Here is a 26,503-nt window from a genome sequence, read left to right on the forward strand (position 1 = left end):
CGCCAGTTGGATGTCAAAAGCGGCCGGCTATCATAATCATTACTGGCTATTCCATATTCGCGGTTTCGTCGTCGTGGTAACGTTGGGCGATGGCCGTGAATTCGTCGAGGATGGCGATAAAAGCATCCACCACGTCCGGATCGAAATGGCGGCCGCGGCCCTCAAAAATGATGCCGTGGGCCTGTTCAATCGGCATGGGCGCCTTGTAGACGCGCGGCGAGATCAGGGCGTCGAATACATCGGCCAGCGCCATCAACCGGGCCGATGCGGGGATGGCCTCCCTCGCCAACCCGTCCGGGTAACCGCTGCCGTCCCATTTCTCGTGATGCCAGTGGGCGATTTCCCTGGCCAGGGCGAGGAAGGCCACCGGCTTTTCGGCGATGCGCTCGGCATGTTCGATGGCCTCCGCGCCCAGTTGGGCGTGAGTCTGCATGACGGCCCATTCCTCGGCGGTAAGCTTGCCCGGCTTGAGCAGGATGTGGTCGGGAATGCCGACCTTGCCGATGTCATGAAGCGGGGCCGACTTGGTCAGCAGCCGGATGAACTGTTCGGAGAGAATGGGGGCGAAACGGGGATGGTCCTGCAGATGCCGCGCCAGCGCCTCCACGTAGCCCTGGGTGCGGCGGATGTGGTTGCCGGTTTCGGGGTCGCGCATCTCGGCAAGATAGCCCAGCGCGTGAATGCTGACATCCTGGACGATCTGGTTTTCCTCCATGCGCCGCGCCACTTCCTCTTCCAGGAAAACGTTCTGGTCCGCCAGCCAGTCGCGCGCGCGCTTGAGCTCGAGCTGGGTGCGCACTCGCGCCAGCACGATGGGCGACCGGATCGGTTTGGTGATGTAGTCCACCGCGCCCTCTTCCAGCCCGCGCTCCTCGTCCTGCGTGGCGTTCATCGCGGTGACGAAGACGACCGGGATGCCGCGCGTGGCGGGATCATCGCGCAGGGCGGCCAGCACGGCATAGCCGTCCATCCCGGGCATCATCACGTCGAGCAGGATCAGGTCGGGCCGCAGCTCGCCCCGGGCGAGTTCCAGCGCGCGCCGGCCCGAGGTCGCCGCCAGCACCCGGTAGTCCGCCTGCAACAGCCCGGCGAGCAGCGCGACGTTGTCCGGGTTATCGTCGACAACGAGAAGGATCGCGGATTTCCGTGCCGTGATATCCGTTGTGTCGTTCATGCCACTCTCCCTGGTTCGATGACGCGCAGGGCTTCGAGCGCGCCCTCATGGTCGAAAACAGCGATGCGGCGCAGGACATCCTCCGCCGCCGCGCCGAGCACGGTGCGCAGCAGCCCGGCCTCCTGCCGCGCCAGATCGTTGGCGGCAATGTCACCGGCTTTCAGCAGGGCTTCCAGTTGCGCGAGCACGGCCCGGATGTGCGCCGGATCGGCATTCGCCGGCGTCTCGCTGGCATCGGCAGGCAGGCCGCGAATGCCGTCGATCAGCGGCGTCAGCCCGGCGGCCAGGGTGCCGGCGAGGCGCGCGAGCTCGCCCCGCGCGGCGTCGTGGCGAATCGCCTCGTGAAGCGCCTCGGCTGCCGCCGCTACCTGGGCTGCCCCCATACTGCCGGCGGAGCCCTTGAGCGCATGGGCCAAACGCTTCACCGGCGGCAGGTCGCCAACGGCCAGCCGCTCGGTGATCTGCCGCGCGTCTTCCGCGTGGACGCTGGCAAAAAGGCGCAGCAGCCGGATATACTCCGCCGCCTTGCCGCGCACGATCTCCAGCCCGCGCGCCAGATCCAGGCCGGGAACGGCTGCCAGGCGACGGCGCCATTCGGCCTCGTCACCTGCCGCCGTTTCTGTAGAAGCCGGCGCTGGCGGCACGGCGTCTTCCCCCTCTCCGCCCTCTCCCCAACCCCTCTCCCGCGAGGGGAGAGGGGCTTCTGCTCCCTCCCCCTTGACGGGGGAGGGCTGGGGAGAGGGTGAATGGGGGCGCGGCAGCCACTTGACCAGCGCGGCAAACAACGCCTCGGGGTCGACCGGCTTGGCGATGAAATCGTCCATGCCCGCGTCCGCGCAGGCGCGCCGGTCCTCGTCGAAGGCATTGGCGGTCATCGCCAGGATGGGTTTTGCTTCCCAGCCCGGCAAGGCGCGGATCGCGCGCGTCGCTTCGAGTCCGTCCATGTTGGGCATCTGCATGTCCATCAGGATCAGCGCGTAATCGTTGTCCCGCGCCTTGTTCACCGCCTCGCGCCCGTCCGCCGCCGTATCCACCGCCAGCCCGACGGAATGCAGCAGTTCCAGCGCCACTTCGCGGTTGACCGCATTGTCCTCGACCAGCAGCAGCCGCGTGCCGCCATGGCGCAGGCGCAGCCGGGTTTCGGCACCGGTTTCGCCCGAGGACTCCTCGGCGGGCATCACCCCGTGGCCGCGTTGCAGGCGGGCCGTGAACCAGAAGGTGCTGCCGGCGCCCGGCGTGCTCTCGGCGCCGGCCTCTCCGTCCATCAGGCTCGCCAGGCGGCGCGTGATGACCAGGCCGAGGCCGGTGCCGCCATAATTGCGCGTGGTCGAGGCATCGGCCTGCTCGAAGGCGGCGAAAAGCTTCGGCAGGATCCCGGGAGCGATGCCGATGCCGGTGTCCTGCACCTCGAAGCGTACCGTGAGCTGGCCGCCGGTCTCTTCCAGCAAGATGGCGCGCAGGAAAATGGTGCCGCGTTCGGTGAACTTGACGGCATTGCCGGCGAAGTTGAGCAAGGCCTGGCGCAGCCGCGTGGGGTCGCCCTTGAGCCAGACGGGGACGGCGTCGCCGTCCACCTCGACGGTCAGTCCCTTGGCGCGGGCCTGCTCGGCGATGAGCGAGCGGACGTTGTCCAGTATCGCGGAGAGATGAAAGTCGGTGCTTTCCAGCTGCAGCCGGCCAGCCTCGATCTTGGACAGGTCGAGAATATCATTGATGATGGACAGCAGATGCTGGCCGGCGCTGTCGATCTTGGCCAGCCGCTCGGCCTGCTCGGGCGTCGCCCCGGCGCGCTTCATCAGGTGGGTGAGGCCGATAATGGCGTTCATCGGTGTCCTGATCTCGTGGCTCATATTGGCGAGGAAGGCGCTCTTGGCCTGATTGGCGGCCTCGGCCAGCTTGCGCGCCTCCGTCAGTTGCTCCGTGCGGCTCGCCACCAGTTCTTCGAGATGCTCGCGGTGACGGTCCAGTTCCTGGCCGAGGCGCTTCTTCTCGGTGATGTCCTCCTTCACCGCGACGTAGTGGGTGATGCTGCCGTCGGGCTGGCGGATGGGCGTGATGATGGCGAATTCGGCATATTCGCTGCCATCCTTGCGGCGGTTGATGAACTCGCCCTTCCACGACCGGCCGTGGGCCAGGTTTTCCCACATGTCCGCATAGGTTTCCGGCGGCGTCTTGCCGGAATGCAGGATGTGCGGATTGCGGCCGATCACTTCCTCGCTGGCGTAGCCTGTGTTACGGGTGAACGTCTCGTTGACATACTCGATCTCGGCGTCGAGGTTGGTGATGACGATGCTCTCCGGACTCTGCTCGACGGCTTGGGAGAGCTTGCGGATGCGGTCCTCGGCCTGCTTGCGCTCGGTGATGTCGCGCACCGAAGAAAGAATGAGCTTGCGCCCGCCGGTCTCGATCAGACGGGCGTTGACCTCGACCGGCATGATGGCCCCGTCCTTGCAGCGGTGGGCGGTTTCGAACACGGCATGGCCCTTTTCCGCCAGTTCCCGGTGTCGTTCCTCGATCCGTTCCGCGTGATCCGGCGTATCCAGTTCGTGCAGGGTCATGGCCATCAGTTCGTCGCGCGTGTAGCCGCGCGTTTTCCAGGCGGCTTCGTTGACGTAAACGAACCTGCCGTCGAAATCGACCAGGAAGATCGGGTCGGTGGCACTGTCGAGCAGTTCCGCGCTCAACTGCATTTGTTCTTCGGCCGCCTTGCGCTCGGTGATGTCGCCGATGGTAACGACCGCCATCAACGGCTGGCCGTCGGCGTCACGAACCAGCGTGCCGCCGTAGTTGAATATGCGCAGCCAGCCAGCCCGGAGGTGGCGGACGCGCAACTCCAGACTGTTCAGGCTCTCGCCGCGCAGGATGCGGGCCAGCGGCCACTGTTCCAGCGGCCAGACCGTGCCGTCGAGGGCCGAAAGTTCGAACGTGCCGGCGAACTTGTTCAGGTGCTGGCGGCACTCGTCGAGAGAGCCAAACCCATGCAAGTCCAGCGCCGCCCGGTTGAAATGCAGCACCTGCCCGTCAAGGCCGGCAACGACCAGGCCCTCGGTCAGGTTCTCGACGATCGTCTGCAACTGCGCCTCGTGCGTGCGCAGGGCCGTTTCGGCGCGCCTGCGCTCGGTCATGTCGCTGAAGCTCACCACGGCGCCCGCCAGCGCGCCCGCTTCGTCGCGCAGCGGCGTGCTGACGTATTCGACCGGGAAACGGGTGCCATCCTTGCGCCAGAAAATATCGTCGGCCACGCGGTGCGTCACGCCATCGCGGTAGGCCGCGTAGATGGGGCATTCCTCGCTGGGGAAGGGCGTGCCGTCGGCGCGGGTGTGATGGTGCAGGGCGTGCATGGGCTGACCAACGAGTTCTTCCGGCGTCCATTGCAGCATCGCGACGGCGGCCGGGTTGATGAAGGTGGCGCGGCCTTCCCGGTCCAGGCCGAAAATACCTTCGCCTGCCGAGGCGAGGATGAGCGTGTGCTGCCTTTCCAGCCGCTGCAATTCTGCCCGGGTACGTTCATGCTCGGCGCGCGCGCGCTGCATGGCGATACCGTAGGCCAGGTCGTCCGCCGATTCGCTCAGCAGTTCGACCACGTCCTCGTCGAATACATCCGGCTCCGCAGCGTAAATGCTGAGCGCGCCGATGATGGTGCCGTCGAGCCGCAACGGCAGGGCCAGCACCGAGGCAAAGGCATGACGCTGCGCCAATTCCCGCCACGGCACGCAGTCTGGGTCGGCCTGGACATTGCCGCAGACGACGGGGATACCCTGACGGATCGCCGTCCCGGCAGGCCCGCGGCCCGCTGCGGTTTCATCCCAGGTCATGTTCAGATTATCGAGAAAGTCCGCCTCGGCGCCACAGGAAGCCACCAGCCGCACGCGCCTGTCATCCTCGGCATAGCCCACCCAGGCCAGGCGGTAGCCGCCGGCATCGACAATGGCGCGGCACATTTCCCGAAGAAGTTCCTGCTCCTCCGTGGCGTGCAACAGAGTGCGGTTGCCGGCGGAGAGGACGCGCAAGGCGCGGTTGGCGCGGACGAGCCTGCGCTCCCGGTCCTCGATGGCGGCGGCCGTTTCATCCATGGTCCGGGCCAGGAGTCCGATCTCGTCGCCGCTATATGGCAGCCCGCTGCGCACGCTGAAATCACCGGCGCTGAAGCGTTGCGCGGCGCGCGACATAGCCAGCAGCGGGCGCAGCACCAGCCGGTTGCTGCCCCATGCCACCAGCGCCAGCGTAACGGTCAGCACCACGAACGCAAGGCCAAGGGCGAGGAGGGCCTCTTGCCGCGCCGGGGCCTCGATCACGGCTGCCGGCACGCTCAGCCAAATGATCATGCGGCCGGATGCCGTATCCATGAAGGAGGCAAAGCCGATGATCCGGCGCACGCCGTCCAGCCCCACCTCGACAAGCGTACCTTCGCCGGCGGCAGCAATATGCCGGAACAGCGGCTGATCGGCGATGCTCATTCCAGACAGCCCTTTCGGGTCGGGATGGCGCACGGCGATAGTGCCCCTGGCATCCATTACCGTCAGCCGGGCGCCATCCGGCAGGCGGGTGGCCGCCAGTTCCTCGTGCAGCCGATTCAGGTTGAGCGCCAGATAGATCACGCCGGTCGTGCTCCCGCCCCCGTCGCGCATGGCCTTGGCAAAGACGATTATTGGCCTACCTAGGACGCGGCCCCGCAGCACCTCGCTGACGACCATTTCGTATGAGCGGAGGGTGCGCTGGAACCAGTCGCGATCGGTATAGCTGACCCCGTCGCCAGAAGGCGCCACCGCGCAGATCGCCTCGCCGTTTGGCCGTGCAAAGCCGGCGTTGATAAATGCCGGCTCCTGCTTGAGCAGCGCCTGAAGGATCTCCGGGCAGTTCTCTGCGGAAGCGCCCGGCTGCAACTCGGGGCGCAACATCAGCCCGGTCAAGATGGCGTCGGCCTGCGCGGCGATGCGCTGCTGCCGGGCAGCGATCAGCTGCGCATTGTGCTGGAGATGTGTCGCGGCGTCGCGCAGCTTCTCGGCGCGGTGGTCGAGCGTGTGCGCGAAAATCATGCCGAGCAGCATGGCGAACGCCGCCAGCAGGATCAGGATCAGGCGGCCGCGCAGGCCGAGGGTGAAGGGGAGTTTCATGTTGTCCTGTTCTCCGGATAATGCCGGGTGACGTCCACGAAATCGCCGAAGACGGCTTTTGGAATCCTGTTTTTTTCTTGCCGCAAGTTTGTGCGTATGCGGCGAGGGGCGTCAAGCTTTGGAATGAGTATAATTGCCCGTGATTGTCTTGCGCCGGGGCCTTTAGTGATGAAGATTAATCACATAATGCCGGTCGAGTGTCGTGACGGATTAAACCCGGATTATCCATTAGGGCCAAAACACCGCTCCTACATGCAAATGCATTCCAATGGATAATCCGGGTTAAAGGGGAGAGATGGGTAGCCATGACGAACAATAATGACACTGGCAAAACAATGCAACTGATCTTTTCGCCCGCCATCGCCCTGCTGAACCGCATGAGCTACACCAGGAAATTTACCCTGCTGTGGCTGATGTCGCTGGTCGCGGTTGCCATTGTGGTGTACAGCCTGTTTGTCAGCCTCGATCGGGTCATCCAGCCTTCGCAGCGGGAACTGGAAGGCCTGGTGCTGATCGATCCGGTTTCCCGCGCCGTGCAGGTCATCCAGCAGCACCGCGGGATTTCGGTCGCGCTACTCGGCGGCAACGAGGCCATGAAAGACCGGCTTGCCGCCAAGGAAATGAGTGTAGCCTCGGCATTCAGGGCGATGGAGGAGGCGCTGCCCGCCGGCCTGACTTCGGGCGAAGACTTCCGGCTACTCAAGGCCGGATGGGAGCGGCTGCGCAAGGAGGGAACCCATTGGACGGTGGATGAGAACTTCGCCGCGCATACCCGCATGATCGAACAGCTCCAGTCATTGAAGTCGTCAATCGCCGATGATTATGCGCTGACCCTGGACGGCGAACTCGCCACGCTCTACCTGATCGATAGCAACGTTAACAGGCTGCCCCATGTGCTTGAACATCTTGGCCAGCTCCGCGCATATGGCACCGGCATTCTGGCCGGGAAGCAGATCGACGGGCGCCAGGCAATCAAGCTGAACAGCCTGATTGCCGAGCTTGACAGTTCGCTCGATGAACTTGAGACCAGCATCAGAAAGACCGTGCGCCACAATCCGGCGGTACGCGATTCGCTCCTGGAGGCGTATGGCGGCATCGCCGATTCGGCGCGCACGCTGGCCGGTCTGGTGAAGGCGGATATCCTGACCGGGCGTTTTGCCACCGCTCCGGAAGTCTTCCTGGATATGGCCACCGCGGAGATCGACAGGGGCTACGCGCAAATGTATGAATCCCTGCTGCCGACAACCAGAACGCTAATCGAGAGACGTATCGCCAAGGCAAAAAACGCACTGCTCACGAGCGTTGCCGGCGCATTGCTGATATTTTTACTGGTGGTCTATATCTCGGTCAGCATCTACTACGCCATTATCGGCAGCATCCAGTCGCTGGTCCATTCCGCACAAACCTTTGCCGCGGGCGACCTGGACGTGCGGGTCAAGCTCGATACGCGCGACGAGATCAGCCATATCGGCGACAGTTTCAACAAGATGGCCGACGGGTTCAACGCCCTGCTCGATGAGCGCAAGCGGGCGGAGCAGGAGATAAAGGGCTTGTCCGCTCACCTGCAACATATTCTCGCCAGTACCCCCGCGCTGCATTACGCCTGCCGTATCGACGGCGAACGCCTGGTGCCGACCTATGCCAGCCCGAACATAAAAGACTTGTGGGGCTACGACCTGGAGGAGTATCTGGGTGAGGACGGCTGGTGGTGGTCCGGCATGCATCCCGAAGAGCGCGACGGCATCGCCGGCGCCTTTCGTGCCGCCGTGATGGCTGGCCGCGACAGCCGTTATGCCCACGAATACCGCTTCCAGCGCAAGGACGGGGCTTACCGCTGGGTGCACGATGAATTGCAGATCATCCGCGACCCGGCCGGGCGCCCTCTTGAGATCGTGGGTTCCTGGATGGATATCACCCAGCGCAAGCGCGTGGAGCTGGAGCTGGAAGAGAGCAAGGAGCGGTTTTACACCATTATCGAGACCGCACTGGACGCCGTGGTGCAGATGGATACCGAAGGCACCATCACCGGCTGGAACGCCCGGGCGGAGAAGATTTTCGGCTGGCCACGGGAAGAGGCGATAGGGCGGGCGATGGACGAAACGATCATCCCGCCCCAGTACCGCGAAGCACATACGCAGGGATTGAAACACTTCCTGGCCGCCGGCGAGGGGGTGATCCTGAATTCACAGGTCGAGCTGCTGGCGCTGCACCGCGACGGGCATGAATTCCCCGTCGAATTGTCCGTCGTCCCGATCAGGACGGCAAACCAGTACGAGTTCAGCGCTTTTATCCACGACATCACCAACAGGAAGAAATTCGAAAGCCTGGTCTGGAAGCAGGCCAACTTCGATGAACTGACCGGCCTGCCCAACCGCCACATGTTCTACGACCGGCTGGCGCAGGAAACCAGGAAGGCGGATCGCACCGGCCTGAGCATGGCCTTGCTGTACATCGACCTCGACCATTTCAAGGAAATCAACGACACGCTCGGGCACAGCATGGGCGATGTCCTGCTGGTGGATGCGGCGCGCCGCATCAGCGCCTGTGTGCGCGAGAGCGATACGGTGGCGCGCCTGGGCGGGGACGAATTCATCATCGTGCTGACGGAACTCAACGAAATCGGCCGGATCGATGCGCTGACCCAGGACATCCTCCACGAGCTTGCCAAGCCTTTCCGGCTGGGCAGCGAGGTGGCCTATATAACCGCCAGCATCGGCATCACGCTGTATCCGCACGATGCCGCCGGGCTGGAAGAGCTGGTCAAGAACGCCGACCAGGCGATGTATGCCGCCAAGAATGCCGGGCGGAACCGCTTCAGCTACTTCACCCAGGCGATGCAGCAAACGGCGCAGGCCAAGCTGAAATTGACCAATGACCTGCGCGGGGCGCTGGCGGGCCACCAGTTCGAGGTGCATTACCAGCCCATTGTCGAACTGGCCACCGGCCGTATTCACAAGGCAGAGGCGCTGATCCGCTGGCAGCATCCGGAACGCGGCTTCGTCAGCCCCGCCGAGTTTATTCCGCTGGCCGAGGAATCCGGGCTGATTGTCGAAATCGGCGACTGGGTCTTCAGGGAAGCGGCAAGCCAGGCCAAACGCTGGAGGACTTTGTACGATGCGGAATTCCAGATCAGCGTGAACATGTCGCCCGTACAGTTCCGCAGCGCCAGCAACCCGTGCCAGGCATGGTCTGCCTGCTTGCAGGCGCTTGATCTGCCGGGGCAAAGCATGGTGATTGAAATCACCGAGGGGCTGTTGCTCGAAGCGGAGCAGGGCGTGATGGACAAGCTGCTGCGATTCCATGAGACAGGCATTCAGATATCGCTCGACGATTTCGGCACGGGCTATTCCTCGCTGTCCTATCTCCAGAAATTCGACATCGACTACCTGAAGATAGACCAGTCCTTTACCCGCAATCTGACACCCGGCTCAAGCAACATGGTGCTATCCGAGGCCATCATCATGATGGCGCACCGGCTCGACATGGCAGTGGTCGCCGAGGGCGTGGAAACGGAGGCGCAACGCGAGCTGCTGGCCAATGCCGGGTGCAACCATGGGCAAGGATTTTTGTTCTCCAGGCCGGTAGCCGCCGAGGAATTCGAGATGTTGCTGAAGACCAATCAGGCCGCCACGTCACTTGTCTGAGCTTTTGCCGAAGGGGGCAAATCAGCCATTTCCAGCACATTCGTAAACGCTATCCGGCTTCGGGCAGTTGCCCCAATTTTTCTACACGTTATCTGTGGCTCAGGTGGTGATGTTCAGTTTCCCAGCCCTTGATAGCAAGGCCAACCATGCGCGGAATCAGGTAACGACCGGCTTCATAATATGAAACCATGCGCCGGGTAATGCCAAGCGCAAGAGTGGCATCAGACAGCGATAGCCGATTACGCGCACGCCAAGCGGTGAACTCATGAATCGGCGTAGCCTCTCCAGCCTGTTCGCGCGCCATGCGCCAAAGGGTATCCGTTCCAATTTCAGCGCCGTCAGGCCAGATTAGCGACCAGCCATCCTCGCCTACCGCAACAGCAGAAAAAATGGCAGCATTGTCAATCTCCGCCAGGGCGGCCAGTTCGTTGATCAACCCAGTCAGGCCGACTCGATCTATTTTTCCGCTTGCCCACGTTATTTCAACCACCTTGCTGCTTGAGGGCACTACGGCTTTAATGTCCAGATGCCGGCACGGCGGCAATCAGGCATGGTGACTGTTCGGGGAAGTTTTCATGTGGCGCAATGTGCTTCGCTTAATTAACGCCCTACGCCTTATGTTGATGGCGGTTTTTCCCCTTGGTGTTATCCAGCATAGCCTGGCAGTGGCGCAACGAGAAGCCAGGTGTACGGGGACACAGAAGATCACGCACAGCCTTTTCGAATGCTTCGCCTTCGAACTTTCCGGTGCGGGGGATGCCGATGCCGGGCGTCAAAAGCGGTCGGTGATCACCACCTCGCCCATGGGTAGCTGCCCGCCGCGCGGGAAAGGCTCCTGGGTGCCCTTGCCGATCGCCACGAACATGGCGATTACGTGATCCGGTGGCAGGTTGATGAGTTTGCCCACTGCGTCGAAATCGAAGCCGTCCATGGGGCAGGAGTCATAACCCATTTCCTTCGCCGCCAGCATCAGATTCATGGCGGCGATGCCGCAGGAGCGCATCGCCTCGTCGCGCTGCACCTGCTCGCGGCCGCGATAGTACTGATCAATGGCCGGCACCAGATAGTCCTGCACAGGCTGGGGCGCATTCCTCCAGTAGCGTGCCGGATCTCTTTCCCACGCCTTGAGGTCGGCGGCAAGCACCACCAGCAATGAGGCGTCTGTCACCTGAGCCTGGTCCCAGGCCACGGCGCGGATCTGCTTGCGCAACTCGGGGGCCGCCACAACGACAAAACGCCAGTTCTGGATATTGAATGCGGTTGGCGAGAGCATGGCGAGGGAAAAAAGCTTTTCCTTCTCCGCCTCGCTCATGCGCTGGCCGGCGTCATAAGCCTTGACGGCACGACGCAGTTCGATTGCCCTGGACACATCCATGATTTCCTCCTTTTTATCCATACCGGCCATTCGGTATGCTTTGCCACAAAACAATGAAACCCTTACGCCTGGCGCGCCACCATCAGTCCCTGCACATAAGCATGCAGCTGCTTCATGCACATCCGGTAGGCTTCAGGCGACTGCAAATTCTTGGCGACCCCGCCGCAGCCTTCCCATGCCGAGACGACGAACAGCGCCACCGCGGCACAATCCACGTCGGCGCGGATCATTCCCTGCTCCTTCCCGCGCGTGAAGGCATCCTCCACGGCAGTTTTCCACAGCATCAGCACGCCGTTGAGGCGGCTTTTGAACGCTTCGTCGAGCGGACTCATCTCCTGCATCAGGTTATTGAGGGGACAGCCGAGCTGCACGAACTCGGGCGTCGCATCCCGGTCCATGCAGGCGATCGCCTCCAGCAAGGCTGCCACAGGCTGCGCGCTCTCAAGCAAACGCCTGAAAATCAGGCCGTCCAACTGCCCGCGAATGACTTCGTCGATCACCGCCAGTCCCAGCGCCTGCTTGGTGGGGAAATGATGGTACAAGGCTCCCTTGGTGAGTCCGGTATCCTCGAGGATATTGGCGATGCTCGCCGCCTGGAAACCCTTGCGGTGGATTTCGCAAAAAGCGGAGCGCAGCAGCTTGTCACGGGTCAGGTCGGGTTGTCTGGAGTCCATGAGGCGCATTACATACCGACCGGTATGGATGCGTCAAGTGGAATTTTTAATTCAAGCACACCCATTTTTTATTACGCCTCCGGCAGGAACCCCTGCAGCAGCTCGTTCAAGAACCGCCGTCCCAGTTCCGTCGGCCGGACCCGCTCCAGCCCCCTCTCCACCAGGCCGCGCCTTTCGGCTTCGTCCAGCGCCTTCAGCACCGCCGTCGGCGGCAAACCGGTGCGCTCCTCGAACAGGGCCAGGGGAAAACCCTCGGTCAGGCGCAGCGCGTTCATCATGAACTCGAAGCCCAGGTCTTCCACCGCCACCGTATGCGACTCCTGCACCGAAGCGCTTTTCAGGGCGTGCTCCAGGTAGGCCCTGGGCTGCTTGAAGCGCATCTGGCGCAGCACCCGGTCGTGCTGCGTGAGCTTGCCATGCGCCCCGGCGCCGATGCCGAGGTAATCGCCGAACAGCCAGTAGTTGAGGTTGTGCTGGCAGCGCCGGTTTTTTTGCGCGAAGGCCGAGGTTTCGTAGTGCTCGTAGCCCGCGCCGGCCAGTTCGGCTTCCACCGCCAGCTGCATTTCCGCCGCCAGGTCGTCGTCTGGCAGGTTCGGCGGGGTGAGGTAAAACTGCGTGTTGGGTTCGAGGGTGAGGTGGTAGGCGGAAAGGTGCTGCGGGCCGAAAGCAATCGCCGCATGCAGGTCGGCCAGCATTTCGTCCATACCCTGCTCGGGCAGGGCGTACATGAGGTCGAGGTTGATATTGTCGAAATGGCGCTGCGCCAACTCCACTGCGCGGCGCGCCTCAATGCCGTCGTGGATGCGGCCGAGCAGCTGCAAGTGTCTGGAATTGAAGCTCTGGATGCCGAGCGAGAGGCGATTCACCCCGGCGCTGCGAAAATCGGCAAATTTCTGCGCCTCAGCCGTGCCGGGGTTGGCTTCCAGCGTGATCTCGGCCAGCGGTTCCAGCGGCAGCAGGGTGCGCACGGCGGTGAGAATGTCGTCCACGGCGCGGGCGGAGAGCAGGCTGGGCGTGCCGCCGCCGAAGAACACCGACACCACCCGGCGCCCCCACACCAGCGGCAGCGCGGTTTCAATATCCTTCACCAGGGCCGCGACGTATTCCGCCTCCGGCACGCTGCCGCGCGCTTCATGGGAATTGAAATCACAGTAGGGGCATTTGCGCACACACCAGGGAATGTGAACATACAGACTGAGCGGGGGCGGCTCAGCGATGCTCACGGCAGGAGCAGGGGCAAAGCGAAGCGGCGCAGTTTTCACAGACCTCGAGACCGCCTCAGGCTACTTCAGCGGCAGAAACAAAAACCGTACCCAGTGCCGCCAGGTCAGAAAGTGCCTGCTCATCGGCAGGGTGAACGCGCACGGCATCTCGCAGCACCACCACCTGATGCCCCCGCTTGATCGCATCACTCGCCGTTGCAGCCACGCCATCGCCCAGGCCACCGATCAACAGGCGCTTCACGCCGTACATCATGAGCTGGAATTCAAGTTTGGTGCCCGAAAACCCGGAGATATTGGCCGGTGCAGGCGCCCTGGAAATCATCATGGTGAATGCTGGCAAGCCCAGTGCAGAGGCGCACTCGGCGCCCTCGGTTTCCGTAGCGTAGATGGGCAGGCCGCGAGGGTGAAATATTTCGATAATGCGCTTGAGAGGCGGAATCACTTCGTCCGCTGCTGGAATGGCGCTGTCGCCCAAAAGAAGATTGTTTACCACATCGACAACGATCAGCGCATCGCCTTCCTGTATCGCCAGACCCTCGCTCATGGATTGCCCTTCAATTTTTCCACTAGGGAGGCCAGTGCCTTGCCACGGTGGCTGATGCGGTTTTTTACATCCATGGGAATTTCGGCGCCGGTCTGGCCGAATTCCGGAATCAGGAAATAAGGGTCATAGCCAAAGCCGCCCTCACCGCGCGGCGTATCGATAATCTCACCGTACATCGCACCTTCGGCAATAATCGGCTGCGGATCTTCCGGCCAGCGCACCAGCACCATCACGCAATAGTAATGCGCCTTGCGGTTGGTGTGCCCTTGCAGCAATTCGATCAGCTTCTCGTTGTTGCGCTGGTCCGACTTCGGCTCACCGGCGAAGCGCGCAGAATACACGCCCGGCGCGCCGTTCAGCGCATCGACACAGATTCCGGAGTCATCCGCCAGGGCAGGAAGGCCGGAATGCGCGGAGGCATGGCGCGCCTTGGTGAGGCAATTCTCGATGAAGGTGCAGTAAGGCTCTTCGGCCTCGGGAATATTGAACGCGGACTGCGGCAGCACCTCGAATTCCATCGGCGCCAGGATGGCGCCGATTTCACGCAGCTTGCCGGCGTTGTTTGATGCGATGACGATTTTTTTCATTTATAAAAAATCCCAGTTAAAACCACGGAGAACACGGAGCACACGGAGAAAGCAATCTAAGAATTTTTATGCCTTACTCTACAAGTGAATACCCAGCGACATGCACACATATTTATTTCAACTCCGTGTTCTCCGTGTTCTCCGTGAACTCCGTGGTTAAATGCCTTTGCCCTGTTTTTTAGTCACAATCCCAGAGCCGCCTTCTGCTTCGCCACCAACTGGACGATGCCGCTTTGCGCCAGGTCGAGCAACGCTTCCATTTCGCCGCGACTGAACGGCGCGCCTTCCGCCGTACCCTGCACCTCGACGAAACCGCCGCTGCCGGTCATCACCACGTTCATGTCGGTGTCGCAATCGGAGTCCTCGGCATAATCCAGATCCAGCACCGGAACGCCGCGATAGACACCGACCGAAATCGCTGCCACGAAATCAGTCAGGGGCGAAGTCGCAAGCAGCTGTTTTTTCAGCAGCAGGGATACCGCATCGTGCAATGCAACAAACGCCCCGGTGATGCTGGCGGTACGCGTACCGCCATCTGCCTGGATCACGTCGCAATCGATCTGGATGGTGCGCTCGCCAAGCTTTTTCAGGTCCACCACCGAGCGCAGGGAACGGCCGATCAGGCGCTGGATTTCCTGGGTGCGCCCGGACTGCTTGCCGCGCGCCGCTTCGCGATCCATCCGGCTGCCGGTGGAGCGCGGCAGCATGCCGTATTCCGCTGTCACCCAGCCCTGGCCCTTGCCGCGCAGAAAAGGCGGCACTTTCTCGTCGATGCTGGCGGTACAGATGACCTTGGTGTCGCCGCACTCGATCAGCACCGAACCCTCGGCGTGCTTGGTGTAATTGCGGGTAATGGTGATGGCGCGCAACTGGTCGGCGCCTCGCTGGCTGGGTCGCATGGATTTTCCTGGTTTATCCTGTAAACGGCATTTCACCGCGAAGGCGGTGAAAAAGATTTTTATTGGTCTATTTTGAATATTTCTTGATGGCGAGCTGAATTTCGGCAATTGCTTTTTCGATATCGTCGTCGCTCACGAGGGTTTCGCCAGCCTTCGGACGGGGGGCATGCAAGGCATCGAGCTGGGTAGTAAAGCTGTCCAGCGGCATCATTTCGGTGGACACGCCGCCCGCGGGCTGAGTAGCGCCCTTCCCGCCCCAGGCCATGGCAATGGCGGACAAATTGTCACCATCCTGCCCGCCACGAAATTCGGCATGATCCATCAACTCCGGAATCGCCTGATCCAGCGAATAGGTGTTCAGAATGGAGCCAATCTCATTGCTGCTAAGAGAACCCCACAGACCATCCGAGCACAGCAGCAGAACATCGCCCGGCTCGACCGGCGTGCGCCTGGAGAGCTCCACCTCGGGTGGAATCATGCCGCCAAGGCAATTGTAGATCTTGTTGCGCTCCGGGTGCGTGGTCATCTGGGCCTCGGTGATGAGCCCCTGCTCGAACATCTGCTGCACCCGGGAATGGTCCTGGGTACGCGTCACCAGCCGCCCACGGCGGAAAAAATACAGGCGCGAATCACCGACATGGGCCCAGTAAGCCACATCACGCTGGATCACCACCGCCACGCAGGTGGTGCGCGGACTTTCCAGCAATTCGTTCTCGGCGGAATAATCACAGATCGCCTCGTGCACGGCATGCATCGCCTGATCGAGGAAGAACAGCGGATCCCTGAGGGTAGGGTGGCCTGTTTCTGGAACATTTCAGCGATCAACTGCACCGTTATCTGAGCAGCGATCTCCCCATGGAAATGTCCACCCATGCCATCCGCCACCACCATCAACAGGGATTCCTTGCTATAGGAATAGGCCACCCGGTCCTGATTGTATTTGCGTCCGCCTTGCCGGCTGGACTGGTAGATGGAGAACTTCATGGCGAACTCAGAAGAGATCCTTGTTCAGGGTGGCGCGAATGCTGCCCATCAGTGTTTTCTTGCGCGGCAGCTCCTCCAGCGGAACATCCTTGACCAATTCTCTCTGCAGGGCAAACACGCTCTGTGGCCGTTGCATGTAATCCAGTTGCAGGCACTGATCGATCAATTGCAGCAAAGCTTCCGAATATTCCCCTGGCCACAGCTTGACGGCGGGGGTCATCTTGTCGTCCTCCAATCGCGCATCGGCAGCCTGCGGCGCGAAACCGGCCATGCAGGCGAACATGCTGGCGCCGACACTGTAGATATCCGACCACGGCCCCAGACGCTCGCGATTCTTGTACTGCTCCGGCGCGGCAAAACCCGGCGTGTACATGGGCGAAAGCTTGTTTTTTTCGCTCGAAAGCGTCTGCCGTGCGGCGCCGAAATCGAGCAACACCGGCGAGCCATCAAGGCGCAGGTAAATATTGGCTGGCTTGATATCCAGGTGCAGAAGTTTGTGAGTATGCACTTCGCGCAAGCCATTGAGCAGCTGCGCGAATACACGGCGGATGAAGCTTTCCCGGATGAGTCCCTTGTGCTGCTGGATATGCTCCTGCATGGTCCTGCCACGCTCGTACTGCATCACCATGTACACGGTTTCGTTGGCACGGAAGAAATTGGTCACGCGCACCACGTTGGGATGAGCAATCTTGGCCAGCGCGCGCCCTTCCTCAAAAAAACACTTCATGCCATAGCGGAAGGTATTGAGGTTATCCACCGAAGTGGCCTGCACGACCTCGCCCCCATCGCGCAAGGCCAGTCCGCTGGGCAGGTATTCCTTGATCGCCACCGGCGTGCCGGTTTCGTCATAAGCCAGGTAAACAATACTGAAGCCGCCGCCCGAAAGCTGCTTGGCGATACGGTAATTGAGTAGCTGCGTGCCCTCGGAGAGCGCTTGATTGATTTGTTGGGAGCTCATTACGCTTACTATGATAATCTTTGCGCCATTTTACAATTGTTTAAACAAAGTAATGTATTTTTTGGAGCACCCATGATTTACAGCATGACCGGTTTCGCCGCAGTGAACCTTGAGCTACCCCAGGGCGCTCTGCACCTCGAACTGCGTGCCGTCAACCATCGCTACCTTGAAGTAGCGTTCCGCATGGACGAAGTGTTCCGCCCGGCAGAATCCGCCATGCGCGAGGCCATTGCCAGTCTGCTCAAGCGAGGCAAAGCGGAATGCAGGCTGAACTTCACCCCCAGCACCGGCAGTCACAAGCCACTGGCGCTCAACGCAACACTGGCGCAGCAACTGGTCCAGCTTGGCCAGGCAGTGCAGGAACTTTCCCCGCACAGCTCGCCGCTCAGCGTGGCTGACATATTACGCTGGCCGGGCATCATGGAAGTGGAAGGCGTGCCCGCCGACGCCCTCCAGCAAGCGGCCATTACCCTGCTGCACCAAGCGCTGGGCGAATTCACCGCCACCCGTGGCCGCGAAGGGGAAAAACTCAAAGCCATGATCCTCGAACGCGCCGGACAAATGGAAGCGCTGGTGGCCGAAGCTCTCCCCCACCTGCCCCGCCTGCGCGCCGCTTATCAGGAAAAGCTGTTAGCGCGCTTCAGGGAAGCCGCCGCCAGCCTGGATGAAGATCGCATCCGGCAGGAAATGGCGCTGTTTGCCCAGAAAATCGATATAGACGAGGAAGTTTCCCGCCTTCAGGCTCACTTGCAGGAAGTAAAGCGCATCCTCAATCAGAACGGCGCAGCAGGCAAGCGCCTGGATTTCATGATGCAGGAACTCAACCGCGAAGCCAACACCCTGGGCTCGAAATCCGTTGCCACGGAAACATCCAAATTATCGATGGAACTGAAAGTGCTGATCGAGCAGATGCGGGAGCAGATCCAAAACATTGAGTGATGCCTCAATTGCATTCACGATTTCCGGCGCACGGCGGCTATAGTTAATTCTGCCTTTAACAGAAAGTCAGCATGAGAAAAACGCTACGCAAACACGCCATCCCCATCTCGCTGGGCATGCTGCTCCTGCTGGCATTCCTCCTGCATGCGGCAAAAACCATCGACATCCCGTTCATGCAGAACCTCGAGGCCATCAGCTACGATGCGCGCCTCCGCCTTACCATGCCGCAAACGCTGGACCGGCGCATTGTGATTGTCGATATCGATGAAAAAAGCCTGGCCGAGGAAGGGCGCTGGCCCTGGGGCAGGGACAAACTGGCGGCCATGCTGGATCAGCTCTTCAAGCGCTACCAGGTAGCCGTCGTTGGCTTCGACGTGGTATTTGCGGAGAAGGATGACAGCTCGGGACTTGAAACGCTCGAACAGCTAGGCCGTAACGAGCTGAAGGAAATACCGCAGTTCCAGTCCCGGCTGGCGCAGTTGCGCCCGCAGTTGGATCATGATCGCCTTTTCACCCGGGCACTGGCTGAGCGCCCGGTGGTACTGGGCTATTATTTCACCAATTTCCGGGACAGGACATCCGGCGTGCTGCCCGATCCGGCATTTCCACCCGGCACCTTCAGCAACAGCAGTTCCACTTTCGTAGCCGCCGGCGGATATGGCGCCAATCTGCCGGAATTTCAGAACGCCGCGCACAATGCCGGGCATTTCAATCCACTCACCGACTTTGACGGCGTCGCCCGGCGCGTGCCGATGCTGATCGAGCATGGCGGCGCTTACTACGAAGCCCTTTCCCTGGCCGTCATGCGCACGCTTTACGGCACGCCCCCGATTCAGGCCATGATCGAGCAGGACAGCGGCGGCGAAGCGCTGGAATGGCTGCGTGCCGGCAAGCTGAAAATCCCGGTGGACGAGAACGTCAGCGCGCTGGTCCCTTATCGCGGAAAACAGGGCGCCTATCCCTATGTTTCCGCCAGCGACGTGCTGCATGGCCGAGCCAGCGGCGAGACCATGGCCGGCGCCATCGTGCTGGTCGGCACGACGGCGCCAGGACTGATGGACTTGAGGTCCACGCCGGTCGGCGCCGTGTACCCGGGGGTGGAAGTTCACGCCAACCTGATTGCCGGCATGCTGGATCACGATATCAAGGAAAAACCTCCTTACACCCAGGGTGCCGAATTCGCCCAGATGCTGCTGCTCGGCCTGCTGCTCGCCGTCCTGCTGCCCGCGCTCAATCCCGTCAAGGCCGCGCTGCTGGTGCTGGGCGCATTGCTGTGGGTCACGGGCAGCAATCTCGCGCTGTGGCAATACGCCAACCTGGTCATGCCGCTCGCGCCTACGGTCATCATGATCGCTGCACTGTTCGTGCTCGGCATGTCCTATGGCTTCTTTGTCGAGGCGCGCGCCAAGCGCCAGATTTCCGGGCTCTTCGGGCAATATGTGCCGCCGGAACTGGTGGACGAGATGAGCGACAACCCCGAGTCGTTCACCATGGAAGGCGAGACCCGGGAAATGACGGTGATGTTCGCGGATGTGCGCAATTTCACCAGCATCTCCGAGGGACTGGACCCGAAAACATTATCGAAATTCATGAACGACTATATGACACCGATGACGCGCGCCATTCATCAGCACCGCGGCACCATAGACAAATACATCGGCGACGCCATCATGGCATTCTGGGGCGCGCCGCTTGCGGACCCGGACCATGCGCGTCATGCCGTAAAGGCAGCACTGGAAATGCAGGAAACCCTCACGGCCTTGCGCCCGCAGTTTCTCGCCCGCGGCTGGCCGGAAATCCGTATCGGCATCGGCATCAACACCGGGATGATGAGTGTGGGCAACATGGGTTCCGAGTTCCGCATGGCGTATACCGTCATGGGCGACGCAGTCAACCTGGGCTCGCGCCTGGAAGGTTTGACCAAGGTTTACGGGGTAGGAATCCTGGTGAGCGAAGATACGAAAACATTGCTGCCGGACATTGCATTCCGTGAACTCGACAGGGTCAGGGTCAAGGGCAAGGATATCCCCATCAGCATCTATGAACCGCTCGGCCCGGCCGAAAAGATTACGTCATCAAAACAGGACGAACTTCAGCTATTCCGGAAGGCGATAGGCCATTACCGCGCCCAGGAATGGGACATGGCGGAGGCCTGCCTGCGCAGCCTGCAACAGGCTGCGCCGCTTGATGCGGTGTACGCCCTGTATCAGCAACGTATTGCCCGGTTCCGCTCCAATCCGCCCGCTGCAGGCTGGGACGGCACGTTCGTATTCCTCCGGAAATAAAGGACGCATGGTGGGAAAACATGGAAACAGTCGAAAAAAAACCTCAAAATGGGTACGATCTCCCGCAACTGCCCGATTAACCATCTGTGAATGTCAGGTCAAATGAAATATTCCATTTTTCACCGCATAGGCAAACTGATAATCGGGATTACACTCTATTCCGCCAGCCACGCGATGGCGGCCCCGCCCGATATGATCAAGGCGCAGTCCTTGATGGCAGCGGGCCGGGCGGGAGATGCCTACGCCCTGCTTGCACCGGCGGAATTCGAAATGGCCGGCAAGGTGGACTACGATTATCTGCTCGGAACCGCGGCCCTCGACAGCGGCAGGCCTGACAAGGCAACGCTGGCCTTCGAGCGGGTGCTGGCCGTGAACCCCAGCCACTACGGCGCCCGGCTGGATCTGGCGCGTGCCTACTACGCGCTGGGCGACCATGAACGCGCCGGCACCGAATTTGGCCAGATCATGAAGCAAAACCCACCCGTGCTGGCCAGGACGATTATCGAGCAATACCTTGCCGCCATCGAAAACCATCTCAATCCCCAGACCCGCTTTACCGGATATGTCGAAGCCGCCTTTGGCCATGACACCAACGTCAACGTGGCAAGCAGCAACAGCACCATGTACATCCCGATCTTTGGCGCTTCATTTTCCCTGGTTTCCAGCAATCAGGCCACGCAGGATAACTATATGAGTTTCGGGGGTGGCGGCGAAGTGACCATCCCGGTGCGCCAGGGCCTGTCCCTGTTTGCTGGTCTGGAGGGCAAGAAACGCGAAAATTTCGAGCAGAACGGCTACAACACCAGCAGCATCGATGGCCGCATTGGCATGAATATCGGCGCAGACAAAAACGTGTTGCGCCTCGCCCTGCAGAAAGGCGGTTTTTATCTGGACGACCACTACAACCGCGACACCACTGGCCTGACGGGTGAATGGCGCCATATTCCCGACCCGCGCAACCAGTTCAGCATCTTTGGGCAATACGCGCAGTTGCGTTATGACCGAGACAAGCTTGGCAATGACCTGTCGTCCAATGATGTCGACCAGACCATCATTGGCGGAGGCTGGCTGCATGCCCTCGACGAGGGCGGGAGCAGCGTCCTGTTCGGCAGCCTCTATGCGGGCTCGGAACACGCCGTTGAACAGATACAGCGCATCGACGGCGACCAGGATTTCGCCGGTTTTCGCGCCGGGGGGCAGACTCGCCTGAACGACAGCAGCAGCGTATTCGCCTCGGCCGGGTACAAATATGGCAGCTACAGCCGCCGCAACCTGCTGTTTCTGGACTACCGCCGCGACCATCAGTACGACCTGAATATAGGACTGAACTGGGTGCCCGTCAGGAACTGGACGGTACGCCCGCAGATCAGCTACACGCGCAACGAATCGACTATCGCCATGAATGATTATGACCGCACGGATATTTCCGCCACCGTGCGACATGACTTTAAATAGCAAACCAAGCGACTGGACGACAAACACCATGAAAAAACTCAATCCGCCTGCGTGGCAACGGCTTTGCTTCCTGGCGCCGGCACTTCTTCTGCCTGTATTGTCGAACACGGCCTGGGCGTCGGCAGGTCAATTCCAGTTTGTCAGCGGCAATGTGCGCATCGTTGCGGCAGATGGCCACGAACGTCAGGCGCAAAAAGGCGGGGAAATCAATGAAGGCGAATCCATCATTTCCGCCAGGGGCGCGGCGGCGCAATTGCGCATGACGGATGGCGGCATTGTTGCGATCCGTCAGGACACCCGGATGCGCATCGATGAATACAAATTCAATGGCCAGGAGGACGGCAGCGAGCGGAGCTTCTTTTCGCTGGTCAAGGGGGGATTCCGTTCCATCACCGGCACAGTCGGCAAGCTGCACAAGGAAAATTACCATATCAAGACGCCATCTGCCACCATCGGCATCCGCGGCACGGATAGCGAAACCATCCACATCACAACGGCTGGCGAACAACTTTCCACCGTGCCGGCAGGCACCTACAACCGGGTCAACACCGGAGCAACCGTCGTAAACGGGACGGTGACATTCCCCAATCAGGTGGCCTATGCACCGAGTCTGAACACCCCGGGGGTCCTGCTGCCGCAAATGCCACCCATTTTTGAGCCGCCCAAAGCGCCACAAGCCGCAACAACGAGCAGCCAGCAACCAGAAAGTGCGGGCGATGCCGCAACCAGCACGACAACAGCCACGGAAGCCACCCCGCCCCCGCCGGATAAGTTAACGGCAATAGCAGGCGTCGTATTGCCCCCGCCGCCCGAACCGACCACCACACTGGTCGGATCTCCTGGCGCGGTTGTTTCATCCAGCGGCATTTATACAGCGCCATATGGCTATGGCGGTGTAGGGACAGACATCAGCTGGCGCACGGAATGCCTTACCGCAGGCAGCTGCTACACGGGATGGATGAGTGGCGGAGGTTCCATGGTGCTGGAGCCCAATACCAGCCGCACCATCCTGCTCGACAGCAGCGGTCTTCCGGTGCTGATTGCGGAAAGCGACACTTCCGGCAGCATGCAATACACCTCCGGCACGGCATCCCTGCTCGATTTCGGACAAGCAGCCGCGGCTGGCACCACCGTCCGATGGGGAAGATATGTGGGAAGCGATTCGTTCATCGACAACAACGGCACACGCGATCCGCTGGTCATGAACCTGATGTGGGCAGACAATGCACTCACCTACGCCCAGGCACAAGCCGCCCTGACAAGCGCCCTCACCCTTAATCTTGTGCCCGGGGCAGGCACTGTCAGCGACGAATTGAACAATGTGTATCATCTGGCGAACGGCAGCCTGCTGGTCAGTGCGGGTGGCGCGAGCATTACGCTGAATGTCACCACGGATACGGTTGCCAGCCGCTCCTGGGATCTGACTTACCAGAGCACCGCAAGCGCACTGTCCCAGTTCTACCAGGAATCGTCCACCACGGGGCCGGGCGGCCTTCCTCTGGTCAATGGCTCAATCAAGGTCAATGGCGCGATTGTTCCGACAACCGTCACGGGGCAAGCCAGCGGCGTATTCATCGGAAGCGCTGCCACCGGAGCCCTGACCACATTCTCCGCAAATGCAGCGCCTGCCACCGCGCTGCCATCAGGCGCGGCCCTGTCGGGAACCGCCCTGCTGATTCAGTAAGCTCCAGGGAAACACTGAATGGCAATTCAAGACGGCTCGCGATAAGCGGCGTTATTCACGCCAGAAAGTTGAGTATTGTCAATATAATGAAGTTTCAGTAATATCCCCCCCCACTTAAAAACAATGGTTTCCCCCATGGAACCGCATGATTTAACCTATAAAAAGCAGTTAACCACGGAGGGCACAGAGAACACGGAGTAAAAACCATAGATTGCATGATGTTTGGCATTCACCCGATGGGTGACCGCAAACCGCCTTTCTCCGTGTTCTCTGTGCCCTCCGTGGTTATCGAACTGAGGTTTCTAGGTTTAATCATTACCTGCTGCCGCCTGTTGTGCAGGCCGCTTCTGGCCAGAATCCACTCAATTCCATTATTTCTTCAACCCGCAACGCTCTTTGAACGGAACGTGGCATTGCCCTCGTTACGCAAACCTTTATAGACCCGAGCCATGAAAATCAATTTACCCGTCACCCAAACCGAAAAAACCTACCCCAAGGGAAAGTATCTCGTTTCCAAAACCGACCTGAAAGGCGTCATCACTTACGCCAACGAAGATTTTGTCGAGCTTTCCGGCTTTAGTGGCGAAGAACTTATCGGCAAGAGCCACAATATTGTTCGTCACCCCGACATGCCGCCTCAGGCTTTTGAAGATTTGTGGAAAACAGTAAAGGAGGGGCGTCCATGGCGCGGCGTCGTCAAAAACCGGACCAAGAACGGAGATTTTTATTGGGTTGATGCCTTCGTGGTACCCGTGCGCAAAAAGGACCAGACACTCGGCTACATGTCGGTGCGCTCCGAGCCCAGCCGGCAGCAGATTGAGGAGGCAGAACAGCTGTACAGGCAGCTCAACGCAAGCAAGGCCAGGCTGGATACCAGCGGAAGCTGGTGGCAGCGGCTTTCCATCCAGGGCCGCATGGTCAGCTTTCTGGCGCTGCTCATTATTCTGATGGGAATGAATCTGGTGGCCAGCCAGGCCGTACTGGGATTGACCTGGACAGCCATTGCACAGATCGGCGCCTTCGCTTCGGTATGGATCGTACTGGCATTCGGCTCATTTTCCCTGCTGGTCAATTCGGCGATGAAGCAGGTTCATAATGCCGTCCGCTATTTCGACCATATCGCCCAGGGCAACCTGACCGATAACATCGACATTTCCGGCCGCAACGAAACCGGACAGCTTCTCAGCGGCCTGGCCACCATGCAGGTGCACGTCAAGGTGATGCTGGACGAAATCTCCGTGGCTTCCCGCGCCATAGAGGCCAAGTGCAAAAGCCTCAATAGCGAGATGACGCAGGTAGTAAAAAAGTCCGAGGAACAGCACAGCCGCGTACTGGCCGTGGCCGCGGCCACGGAAGAATTCAGCCAGTCCGTGGTAGAAGTGGCGGAAAGCGCGGAAGGGGCAGCACGCTCCGCCACCGAATCACAAAACCTGGTGGAAGAGAGCAACACCAGCATGACCAGCAGCATGGAAGCCACGGGGCGCGTGGTGGAAGCGGTACAGGCCTCCAGCACCACCATTGTCGAGCTCAATGAGTCAATCGGGAAAATCGGCACCATTACCCAGTCCATCAAGGAAATTGCCGACCAGACCAACCTCCTGGCCCTCAATGCCGCGATCGAGGCAGCCCGGGCCGGCGAGCAGGGGCGCGGCTTTGCCGTGGTGGCGGACGAGGTAAGAAAACTGGCCGAACGCACCACCAACAGCACCGCCGACATTACCGCCATGGTAAGCGAGATACAGAAGGCTACGCGTCAGGCCGTCGGGTCCATGGAACAGGCTGTCCATAAAGTGGATGAAGGCACCGGCATGATGCGCGAATCCCTGTCCGCCCTCGGCCGCATCAGCTCTTCCAGCGGCGAAGTCACCAGCATGGCACGGCACATTGCCGATGCAGCCAGGGAACAGGCCATCGCCAGCGAGCAAGTAACCAGCAACATGGCGCAGGTTTCATCACTCATCGAGCAGAATACCAACTCCGCCCAGCATGCCTGGAAAGCCACCGGGGAACTGGCTCAAACAGCAGTGAGCCTGAAAGAACTGGTGAGCCATTTCGAATTGATCAAAAACAACTAAAGGAAACGCTGATTTATTCGTCATTACTCCAAGGAGATTCCTTTACCTGTTCTCGCCCTCGCCCACCCTGCCCAGCACGCGGTCCAGAGTGCGGCCCGGCAGCAGGCGTTTAAGAATGGCGAACAGGTAGGCCGGGAAGGTCACCGGGTAGCGGATGCGGGGGCTGCCGTTTTCCAGGACATGAATCACTCTTTCCAGCACCGCCTCCGGCGGCAGGGTGAAGGGCGCGGCCGGGCCGGGCTTGGTCAGCCGCTTTTCCATGGCGCGATAGGTATTGCGGAAGTGGCTCGCTTCCGCATCCACATGGCGCCGGAACATCTCGTGCGCATTCGCCCGGAAGCGGCTGGTGATCGGGCCGGGCTCGATCAGGGAAACATGGATTCCGCTGCCGCGCAGCTCCAGGCGCAGGGTATCCGCAATCCCCTCCAGGGCATACTTGCTCGCGTTGTAGGCGCCGCGAAACGGCAGAGAAACATAGCCGAGCAGGGAACTGTTGATGATGATGCGCCCGCCCCCCTGGGCGCGCATTACCGGAATCAGCCGGTTGGTCAGCTCGACCGTGCCGAACACATTGGTTTCGAACTGCGCGCGCAGCACCTCGCGGCGCAAATCCTCCACCGCCCCCGGCTGGCCGTAGCCCGCATTATTGAACAGGGCATGGAGCGTGCCGCCGGTGCGGCGCAAAACCTCGTCCACCGCCGCAGTAATCGAGGCCGAATCGGCAATATCCAGTTGCAGGCTCTCCAGCCCGCGCGCCGCCAGCATCTCCACGTCCGCCGCCTTGCGCGCCGTGGCGAAAACCCGGTAGCCGCGCTTCTGCAAACCTTCCGCCACACACAGGCCGATGCCAGTGGAACAGCCGGTAATCAGTATGCTTTTCTTGTCCATT

General features: G+C 60.8%; 19 protein-coding genes. 6 read left to right on the top strand and 13 right to left on the bottom strand.

The features are described from left to right. Window positions 1-46: 46 nt before the first annotated feature. On the bottom strand, window positions 47-1,174 hold the full coding sequence (locus WC392_01430; protein MFA5241014.1) for a two-component system response regulator: 1,128 nt from the start codon (window positions 1,172-1,174) through the stop codon (window positions 47-49). After that, window positions 1,171-6,288, bottom strand: coding sequence for a PAS domain S-box protein (locus WC392_01435; protein ID MFA5241015.1), 5,118 nt, complete (start codon window positions 6,286-6,288; stop codon window positions 1,171-1,173). Before WC392_01435 ends, WC392_01430 begins: the two co-directional genes overlap by 4 nt. A gap of 305 nt (window positions 6,289-6,593) precedes the next feature. Here WC392_01435 and WC392_01440 point away from each other — a divergent pair, with 305 nt between their 5' ends. Beyond that, window positions 6,594-9,932, top strand: coding sequence for an EAL domain-containing protein (locus WC392_01440; GenBank protein MFA5241016.1), 3,339 nt, complete (start codon window positions 6,594-6,596; stop codon window positions 9,930-9,932). A gap of 88 nt (window positions 9,933-10,020) precedes the next feature. On the opposite strand, the gene WC392_01445 is transcribed toward WC392_01440, so the two are convergent. The 10 genes from WC392_01445 to WC392_01490 all read right to left on the bottom strand — a co-directional run bounded on the left by WC392_01445 (window position 10,021) and on the right by WC392_01490 (window position 17,176). Continuing rightward, window positions 10,021-10,440, bottom strand: a complete 420-nt coding sequence (locus WC392_01445) for a hypothetical protein (protein ID MFA5241017.1) — start codon at window positions 10,438-10,440, stop codon at window positions 10,021-10,023. Between the two features lie 264 nt (window positions 10,441-10,704). Further along, on the bottom strand, window positions 10,705-11,307 hold the full coding sequence (locus WC392_01450) for a nitroreductase family protein (protein MFA5241018.1): 603 nt from the start codon (window positions 11,305-11,307) through the stop codon (window positions 10,705-10,707). A gap of 62 nt (window positions 11,308-11,369) precedes the next feature. Further along, complete coding sequence (locus WC392_01455; protein ID MFA5241019.1) at window positions 11,370-11,981, bottom strand: TetR family transcriptional regulator C-terminal domain-containing protein; 612 nt, start codon at window positions 11,979-11,981, stop codon at window positions 11,370-11,372. Between the two features lie 71 nt (window positions 11,982-12,052). Beyond that, window positions 12,053-13,243 (bottom strand): radical SAM family heme chaperone HemW, encoded by a 1,191-nt coding sequence (hemW, locus tag WC392_01460; protein ID MFA5241020.1) that lies wholly within the window; start codon window positions 13,241-13,243, stop codon window positions 12,053-12,055. 16 nt (window positions 13,244-13,259) lie between these two features. Continuing rightward, window positions 13,260-13,748: an isochorismatase family protein gene (locus tag WC392_01465; GenBank protein ID MFA5241021.1), complete on the bottom strand. Its 489-nt coding sequence runs from the start codon at window positions 13,746-13,748 to the stop codon at window positions 13,260-13,262. Continuing rightward, window positions 13,745-14,335 (bottom strand): RdgB/HAM1 family non-canonical purine NTP pyrophosphatase, encoded by a 591-nt coding sequence (gene rdgB, locus WC392_01470; GenBank protein ID MFA5241022.1) that lies wholly within the window; start codon window positions 14,333-14,335, stop codon window positions 13,745-13,747. Before rdgB ends, WC392_01465 begins: the two co-directional genes overlap by 4 nt. Before the next feature lie 182 nt (window positions 14,336-14,517). Further along, window positions 14,518-15,234, bottom strand: coding sequence for a ribonuclease PH (rph, locus tag WC392_01475; protein ID MFA5241023.1), 717 nt, complete (start codon window positions 15,232-15,234; stop codon window positions 14,518-14,520). A 67-nt stretch (window positions 15,235-15,301) separates the two neighbouring features. Then, the gene (locus WC392_01480; protein ID MFA5241024.1) at window positions 15,302-15,979 is read right to left on the bottom strand and encodes a protein phosphatase 2C domain-containing protein; all 678 of its coding nucleotides are present in this window, start codon (window positions 15,977-15,979) and stop codon (window positions 15,302-15,304) included. Next, a complete protein-coding gene (locus tag WC392_01485) occupies window positions 15,901-16,218 on the bottom strand; it encodes a protein phosphatase 2C domain-containing protein (protein MFA5241025.1) in 318 nt (105 codons plus the stop codon). The genes WC392_01480 and WC392_01485 overlap by 79 nt, the downstream gene beginning before the upstream one ends. A gap of 7 nt (window positions 16,219-16,225) precedes the next feature. Continuing rightward, window positions 16,226-17,176, bottom strand: a complete 951-nt coding sequence (locus WC392_01490; GenBank protein MFA5241026.1) for a serine/threonine-protein kinase — start codon at window positions 17,174-17,176, stop codon at window positions 16,226-16,228. Between the two features lie 72 nt (window positions 17,177-17,248). On the opposite strand from WC392_01490, the gene WC392_01495 reads away from it, so the two are divergent. The 5 genes from WC392_01495 (at window position 17,249) to WC392_01515 (ending at window position 25,614) form a co-directional block, all read left to right on the top strand. Beyond that, window positions 17,249-18,115: a YicC/YloC family endoribonuclease gene (locus tag WC392_01495; protein MFA5241027.1), complete on the top strand. Its 867-nt coding sequence runs from the start codon at window positions 17,249-17,251 to the stop codon at window positions 18,113-18,115. A gap of 71 nt (window positions 18,116-18,186) precedes the next feature. Beyond that, entirely contained in the window at window positions 18,187-20,400 is a 2,214-nt protein-coding gene (locus tag WC392_01500; GenBank protein MFA5241028.1) for an adenylate/guanylate cyclase domain-containing protein, read from the top strand. Between the two features lie 102 nt (window positions 20,401-20,502). Further along, window positions 20,503-21,855, top strand: coding sequence for a porin family protein (locus tag WC392_01505; GenBank protein MFA5241029.1), 1,353 nt, complete (start codon window positions 20,503-20,505; stop codon window positions 21,853-21,855). Window positions 21,856-21,883: 28 nt separating this feature from the next. Then, window positions 21,884-23,539, top strand: coding sequence for a FecR family protein (locus tag WC392_01510; protein ID MFA5241030.1), 1,656 nt, complete (start codon window positions 21,884-21,886; stop codon window positions 23,537-23,539). A 449-nt stretch (window positions 23,540-23,988) separates the two neighbouring features. Next, window positions 23,989-25,614 carry a methyl-accepting chemotaxis protein gene (locus WC392_01515; GenBank protein ID MFA5241031.1) on the top strand — a complete coding sequence of 542 codons (1,626 nt, stop codon included), beginning with the start codon at window positions 23,989-23,991 and terminating at the stop codon, window positions 25,612-25,614. A gap of 42 nt (window positions 25,615-25,656) precedes the next feature. Here WC392_01515 and WC392_01520 read toward each other — a convergent pair whose 3' ends face one another. Next, window positions 25,657-26,502, bottom strand: coding sequence for an SDR family NAD(P)-dependent oxidoreductase (locus WC392_01520; protein ID MFA5241032.1), 846 nt, complete (start codon window positions 26,500-26,502; stop codon window positions 25,657-25,659). Window position 26,503: the final 1 nt, after the last annotated feature.

Origin of the sequence: Sulfuricella sp. (genome assembly GCA_041651995.1) — a bacterium.
Lineage (GTDB): Bacteria > Pseudomonadota > Gammaproteobacteria > Burkholderiales > Sulfuricellaceae > Sulfurimicrobium.